Genomic DNA, 6,213 nt, shown 5'->3' with positions numbered 1-6,213 from the left:
CCTATTGAAAAATCTATTTTAGTGTCTTCATAAATTCAATAATTTCTTTAATATCCTCTTCTTTTAGTTCATTTTTATAAGATAGCATAAGCCCTTTCTTAAAGCCCTTTACGATATCATCGTTCGGATTATAAATAGAGTTTAAAACATAGGCACTGTCAACAGTTAACTGTCGTTCTACTCCATCTGTCACAACTGTCTCTTGAGTTCCATACAAGCCTTTCCAACTTGGACCGACAATTTTAGATCCATCCAGTGAATGACAAGCCAAGCAGCCATTCTTTTTTACAATTCGTAATCCTAGTGCTCCAGGCTTATCTGAAATAATAGGCGCAACAGTAGTCGTATCAATATACCACTTATCAAACTTTTCTTCAGTCATAACAACCACAGAGGTCGTCATTGAAGAATGTGACAAACCACAATATTCTGTACAGAACAAATCAAAGTTACCTTCACGCCCAGCAACAAACCACATAAATTGCTCTTTTCCAGGAACAATATCCTGTTTGAGACGAAATGCAGGTATGTAGAGGCTGTGTAAAACATCTAAAGCAACAAGGTCGAGCTTTACTGCACGATCTATTGGTACGTATAAGGTATCCGTTTTCTTACCATTCTCGTACTGAAATTGCCAATTCCACATGCGGCCAACACTCTTAATTGTAAAGGCATCATCAGGCACTTCTTTCATTGGTTTATAGCCCATCCATCCATAATAAAACATGACCAATACCAGCAAAGTTGGTATTAGAGTCCAAATGATTTCAAGCGTATTATTACCATGAATTTGTACTGCCTTAGGATGTCTTGATTTTCTATATCTAAAAACAAAATAAATCATAGTCGCAGTAATCCCAATAAGGAAAAAAGAGATTATTCCGAATATAACCATAAATGAAGTATCAACTCCTTCTACAAAATTGGACGCGTCAGCCATTTCTTTTGAAAACATAAGCTATCGGTATAAATAATCTAAAAACGTAACGAAAATTACAGAGACTAATAAGAGAACAATTCCTGCCATCATAATGGCATAAAACTTCTTATCAAACTTAAGATGCATAAAGTACATCAGTACAATAATCGATTTAATTGATGCAAAAACTAAAGCAGCAGTCACTGAATAAACTCCCAATTCGAGTTGCGTAATTGCAACAGAACTAAAAGTGAAAATCAATAAAATTAAAAGGACCCAAATAAAGGTACTGTACTTTACAATGTGGGTATGTTGACCATTATCCATAATTCCAATTTTAAGTAATGAGGTAAAATAATGGGAATAAGAAGATCCAAATTAGATCGACCAAATGCCAATACAAGGCGCTATTCTCTAAAATCACATAGTCATCATGTTTGACTTCATCTGTTTTAACTAACCACATAACGTAGCCAATAAAGCAAACTCCAACAATAATATGAAGTGCATGTAAGCCCGTCATGGCATAATACAATCCGAAAAATAGAATTTCGCCTTGACTGCTTTGATGCAGAATCTCGCTACCAGGAAAAATACCATGTGAGATTTTACCAGTCCACTCAAAATATTTGTTCACCATAAAGATGATAGCTAATAAGACCGTGACACCCATTAGGATTAGAGTGAGTCGTTTATTTTTCAACTGAATGGATGTGATGGCCATAGCAATTGTCATACTGCTCACTAAAAGGATAACTGTATTTGCAGTTCCAATGAAAACATCCAGCTCTTCGGCAGCTAAATGAAAAGCCATAGGGTTTAGATAACGGTATACCGAATAGACAATAAAAAGTCCACCAAAAAGCAAGAGTTCTGTGAAAATAAAAATCCACATTCCCGTTTTAGCACCTTCGTCATCTCTATGTTCATCAATGTGGGTGTGATTAGTCATAATTGTAAGGGTGATCGGTTACAGTAGGAATTTCATCAAAGTTTTCAAGACTTGGCGGGCTTGCAACAGTCCACTCGAGAGTTTTACCTTTCCAAGGATCCTTCTCGGCTATATGCCCGTGACGAGTTGATCTAACCAGATTTGTAATAATAATGATCAAACCTACTATCATGAGCATGGCACCGAAGGAGGAAATGATATTGGGACCATGAAATTTATCAACATAGTCGTAATAACGACGAGGCATACCTGTCATTCCTAAATAAAACATTGGCAGGTAAAGCGTATTAAAACCTGTAAAGAAAATAGCTAATCCAATATTTGCCCATGACTTATCGTACATACGACCAAACATTTTAGGGTACCAATAATGCAGAGCTCCAAAGAAAGCGAAACCAGTTCCTCCAAAAACTATATAATGAAAGTGGGCCACAACGAAAGCTGTATCGTGTAAATGTACATTTGCTGAAAGTGCACCTAAAACCATACCCGATAAACCACCAATCATAAACACAAACAAAAAACATAAGGCCCATAAAAAAGGGGTTTGTATGTTGATAGATGCTTTATGAAGGGTAGCTATCCAGTTGAAAATTTTAATCGCACTTGGTATGGCAACAAGAAAAGTTAAAATAGAAAATGTATAAAGTGCAACCCCACTCATACCAGAAGTAAACATATGATGTCCCCACACAAAATAGCCCACAAAAGCAATAGCTAATGTTGAAATGACAATAGCCGTATATCCAAATATGGTCTTTCGCGCGAAGGTTGGAATTATTTCAGAAATCACTCCCATCGCAGGAAGTATCATGATATACACCGCAGGATGAGAGTATATCCAAAATAGGTGTTGATATAAAATTGGATCACCGCCTAGCGCTGGATCGAAGAAACCAATGTGAAGTGTTCTTTCTAATACCACCATTAATAAAGTAACACCAACGATAGGCGTTGCTAGAACTTGAATCCAGGCTGTTCCATATAAAGCCCAAGGGAAGAGTGGCATTTTCATCCAATTCATTCCAGGAGCACGCATACGGTGCATGGTTACAATAAAATTGATACCCGTAACGATAGATGAAAAACCTAAAACAAAAGCTCCTGTAACGGCGGGTAGCATATTAGTGCCTGTTCTGAAACTATATGGTGCATAAAAGGTCCACCCCGTATCAGGAGGTCCATCGCCAAAGAATTGGGCTGATAAGGCAATCAAAGCGCCTACAATATAAATCCACCATGAAATAAGATTAAGTCTAGGGAACGCAACATCTTTTGCTCCAATCATAATTGGGAGGAAAAAATTACCAAAAACAGCTGGTAAGCCAGGAACAACAATCAGAAAAATCATGGTAATACCGTGAAGAGTAAAAAAGCTATTATAGGTTTGTGCTCCCATAATGGTTTTACCAGGAGCCATAAGCTCCAATTTCATCATTAAACCAAGAATGGCTGCTATTGAGAAAAAGACTAACATACTATATAAATACAAGAGTCCAATTCGTTTGTGATCGGTAGAAAAGATCCAGCCCATTAGGCCTTTAAATCTACCTTTGTATTCTAGGAAACTGGGGTTAGAATCCTGAGTCAGTGTTTCTATCATAGTTTAATTCTTAGGGTAGTGTCTTCTTCGTGGTTTGCGAATGATTAGTAATAGGAATACAATTAATCCGAGAGCCAATATCAAGGTTCCACTCACTCTAGTAACATTCAAAACATAGCTTTGTCCCACAGGATCATAGGAATAACAGAACTGAAGAATCTTGTTTATTGTTGGTCCAGAAAGACCTTTAGAAGCTTCAAGTATCGCTAATTTGAATTCAAAGGGTAAAAAATAGGTTCCATTTAAGTATCTGGTAATCTTTCCTTCGGGGCTTAAGATGATGACAGTGGCCGCATGTGTAAAATCATTCCCGGACTTAATATACTTAAAACCAAGAGCGTCAGTAACTCTTGCAATATTAGCACTATCAGATGTGAAAAATAGCCAGCCTTCCTTAGTGTTCTTATTGGTGATAAGTCCTTGGTAGTTTTTTTTCTTTTTTATTGCCAGATCGATCGTTTCTCGGGGATCGAAACCTATGGTGAGTACTTGATAGTCTTCAGCAAGATTCATATCAGACTTCTGGATCACATCAGCCAACCCATCCATTAGAGGACTACATATTCCTGGGCATCGGAAATAAACAAAAATCAATGCCGTTGGTTTATCAATTTGGTCCTTAAGATTGACAATTTTACCATCCTCATTCATTACCTGAATATCCGATGGGACAAATTCATCAAGGTGTTCAATTATTCCAACGTCAACATCCTGACTAAACAAAATCTGCATCTGCAGAAAACATGCTAAAAATAAAAAAAGTGATAATTTCATTTGAACTCCTCCTTGTATTAATACTGTGAGATAATCGAGATAAAACTGAACACCTTTAAATATAATAAATAATACTTGCAGCTAAAACATAAATCGCAACTACTTATACAACAAGACATAAAATAAATATAAACACCACATAAAATGCGAAGTACAGATCTTAACTTGAAATAGAAATTGTAACCTATTTATTTCAAAAAAGGGCTTAACCAAACCAATTATGGATATGAATAAGTAAAATCAAGAATTCTAGATACCATAAGAAGTCGTGTGCTAACTTTGAAATAAAAAAAAATGCTTCTATTTTTAGAATAAAAACAATGAGACAAACCCATATTATAATTATCGTTTTATTTCTACTTGTATCTTTATCTTGTACAGATTCGAACAATAAAAACCTTACAATCAAAGGAGTAATTCCAAAGACTGAATTAGAAAAAGGCAGTCAAATTTATAGAGCTAAATGCATGACATGTCACCGAAAAAATGGAGAAGGATTAATTCGAGTCTATCCGCCATTGGCTAAGTCAGATTTCTTAGAGGATAAGTTGGAAGATGCCATTAGAATAGTAAAGTATGGTAGTGGAAAGAAGATAAAAGTAAATAGAGAAAAATATAACGGCTATATGCCTGCGTCAGGTCTTAATGATAAAGATCTCAGCTTGGTATTTAACTACATTTTAAACTCATGGGGAAATCAATACGGTCGTATTAATATTGAAACGATAAAAAATATAAAAGAAAAAGAATAGATCAGAATCTCTCCAACCTATCTTTTCTATTGTATTATTTGTCTTTCAGTTAACTATTCATGTATAACTGTCGCTTTAAATAATTCATGATCTTTTCTAATTCTTTTAATAGATAAAACTTTAAAAGTTTCTTCTCCTGTTAATGAATTAATCTTTCGAACGGCACGCCTACTCGACTTTGAGTGTCGGGGATAATGACAGATTTTGTACTTCTTGCCACTGTTACAATAACACTTCTCGTTACGTTCGAATTTGACGTAGTAAAAATCTTCTGTATCTGAACGGAAAAGATTTAAAATGGGATCTAATAAGTTCATAAGCACGGATTGTTGGGTTAAATGATTTCTTTAAGTTAACAGTAATCTTTAAGAAATCAATAAAAAAAATGAGCTAAATTCGGATCTATTATTTTAACTCATTTTTCATCCAGTAAAACACTTGCTCAATGACAACAAGAAGGCTTAATTTCTTCAGCCTGTTGATCCGGAACAGTCATCGCTTTCTCTGGTGGGCTCAAATATGGAATTCCAAGACTTAGTCCTCGTAAAATGAATAAAACTCCTATGAAAACAATGGCGTAAGGAATAACACGAGTTAGCTTCTTTCTTAACTCAAGTGTTATCATATTTCCGATTAAAGAAACGGCTAATAGCATTGGAATCGTACCCAAACCGAAAATAAACATGAATAAACTACCACTAAAAAAAGAACCTGTTGCAATAGCTCCTGCAATGGCAAAATAAACCAAGCCACATGGCAATAAGCCATTTAATAATCCAATTAAAAAAAGAGAAGTATGACTACTTTGTGTAAATAATTTTCTCAAGGACATCTTGAGCTTTCCGACAAAACCAAAGACAGATTTTTCGGTATCGAACCTATTTTTATATAAAGAAGGTGCTAGTACGGAAATGATCATGATAGCTCCCATAATAATAGAAACCCACTGCTGAAAGCCACTCATTACAAGACCTTGACCTAATAGACCAAAAACTGCGCCCATAATGGCATAAGTAACTGCACGACCAAAATTATAAATGAGTCCTCCTAAAATTCGCTGCAACCACGAATTTGTTTTTAGTGGAATTGCCAAAGCAATTGGACCACACATTCCCACACAGTGAAAACTACCTAAAAGGCCTAGAGTTAGAGCGGATAAAAAGATCATTTCTTTATATTTTTATTATTCGAAATATTACTTTGACAAATAAAT

8 protein-coding genes are annotated in these 6,213 nt (G+C 35.4%); 1 reads left to right on the top strand and 7 read right to left on the bottom strand.

Features of this window, described 5'->3' with window-relative positions:
- Positions 1–13: 13 nt before the first annotated feature.
- From coxB to ABY905_RS12730, 5 genes are read right to left on the bottom strand one after another with little or no spacing between them, the layout of a single operon-like run.
- On the bottom strand, positions 14–955 hold the full coding sequence (gene coxB, locus ABY905_RS12750; RefSeq protein ID WP_372644467.1) for a cytochrome c oxidase subunit II: 942 nt from the start codon (positions 953–955) through the stop codon (positions 14–16).
- A gap of 3 nt (positions 956–958) precedes the next feature.
- The gene (locus ABY905_RS12745; RefSeq protein WP_372644465.1) at positions 959–1,246 is read right to left on the bottom strand and encodes a cytochrome C oxidase subunit IV family protein; all 288 of its coding nucleotides are present in this window, start codon (positions 1,244–1,246) and stop codon (positions 959–961) included.
- A gap of 10 nt (positions 1,247–1,256) precedes the next feature.
- Positions 1,257–1,871 carry a cytochrome c oxidase subunit 3 family protein gene (locus ABY905_RS12740; RefSeq protein WP_372644463.1) on the bottom strand — a complete coding sequence of 205 codons (615 nt, stop codon included), beginning with the start codon at positions 1,869–1,871 and terminating at the stop codon, positions 1,257–1,259.
- Positions 1,864–3,474, bottom strand: coding sequence for a cbb3-type cytochrome c oxidase subunit I (locus tag ABY905_RS12735; RefSeq protein WP_372644461.1), 1,611 nt, complete (start codon positions 3,472–3,474; stop codon positions 1,864–1,866). Before ABY905_RS12735 ends, ABY905_RS12740 begins: the two co-directional genes overlap by 8 nt.
- A gap of 3 nt (positions 3,475–3,477) precedes the next feature.
- A complete protein-coding gene (locus ABY905_RS12730; protein ID WP_372644459.1) occupies positions 3,478–4,248 on the bottom strand; it encodes an SCO family protein in 771 nt (256 codons plus the stop codon).
- Positions 4,249–4,568: 320 nt separating this feature from the next.
- Between ABY905_RS12730 and ABY905_RS12725 the strand changes: the two genes are divergently transcribed.
- Entirely contained in the window at positions 4,569–5,000 is a 432-nt protein-coding gene (locus ABY905_RS12725) for a cytochrome c (protein WP_372644457.1), read from the top strand.
- 53 nt (positions 5,001–5,053) lie between these two features.
- Here the strand turns inward: ABY905_RS12725 and ABY905_RS12720 are convergent, their stop codons facing one another.
- A complete protein-coding gene (locus ABY905_RS12720) occupies positions 5,054–5,317 on the bottom strand; it encodes an SEC-C metal-binding domain-containing protein (RefSeq protein WP_372644455.1) in 264 nt (87 codons plus the stop codon).
- A gap of 125 nt (positions 5,318–5,442) precedes the next feature.
- Positions 5,443–6,168: a sulfite exporter TauE/SafE family protein gene (locus ABY905_RS12715; protein WP_372644453.1), complete on the bottom strand. Its 726-nt coding sequence runs from the start codon at positions 6,166–6,168 to the stop codon at positions 5,443–5,445.
- Between the last annotated feature and the right edge of the window lie 45 nt (positions 6,169–6,213).

It is taken from the genome of Ancylomarina sp. (assembly GCF_041555295.1).
Lineage (GTDB): Bacteria > Bacteroidota > Bacteroidia > Bacteroidales > Marinifilaceae > Ancylomarina.
This window is presented reverse-complemented; position numbering and strand designations above follow the sequence as displayed.

Excerpts from the sequence above, each read along its gene's own strand:
- ABY905_RS12720 (WP_372644455.1), bottom strand. The coding sequence starts at position 5,317 with ATGAACTTATTAGATCCCATTTTAAATCTTTTCCGTTCAGATACAGAA.
- ABY905_RS12745 (WP_372644465.1), bottom strand. The coding sequence starts at position 1,246 with ATGGATAATGGTCAACATACCCACATTGTAAAGTACAGTACCTTTATT.
- ABY905_RS12730 (WP_372644459.1), bottom strand. The coding sequence starts at position 4,248 with ATGAAATTATCACTTTTTTTATTTTTAGCATGTTTTCTGCAGATGCAG.
- ABY905_RS12740 (WP_372644463.1), bottom strand. The coding sequence starts at position 1,871 with ATGACTAATCACACCCACATTGATGAACATAGAGATGACGAAGGTGCT.
- ABY905_RS12715 (WP_372644453.1), bottom strand. The coding sequence starts at position 6,168 with ATGATCTTTTTATCCGCTCTAACTCTAGGCCTTTTAGGTAGTTTTCAC.
- coxB (WP_372644467.1), bottom strand. The coding sequence starts at position 955 with ATGTTTTCAAAAGAAATGGCTGACGCGTCCAATTTTGTAGAAGGAGTT.
- ABY905_RS12725 (WP_372644457.1), top strand. The coding sequence starts at position 4,569 with ATGAGACAAACCCATATTATAATTATCGTTTTATTTCTACTTGTATCT.
- ABY905_RS12735 (WP_372644461.1), bottom strand. The coding sequence starts at position 3,474 with ATGATAGAAACACTGACTCAGGATTCTAACCCCAGTTTCCTAGAATAC.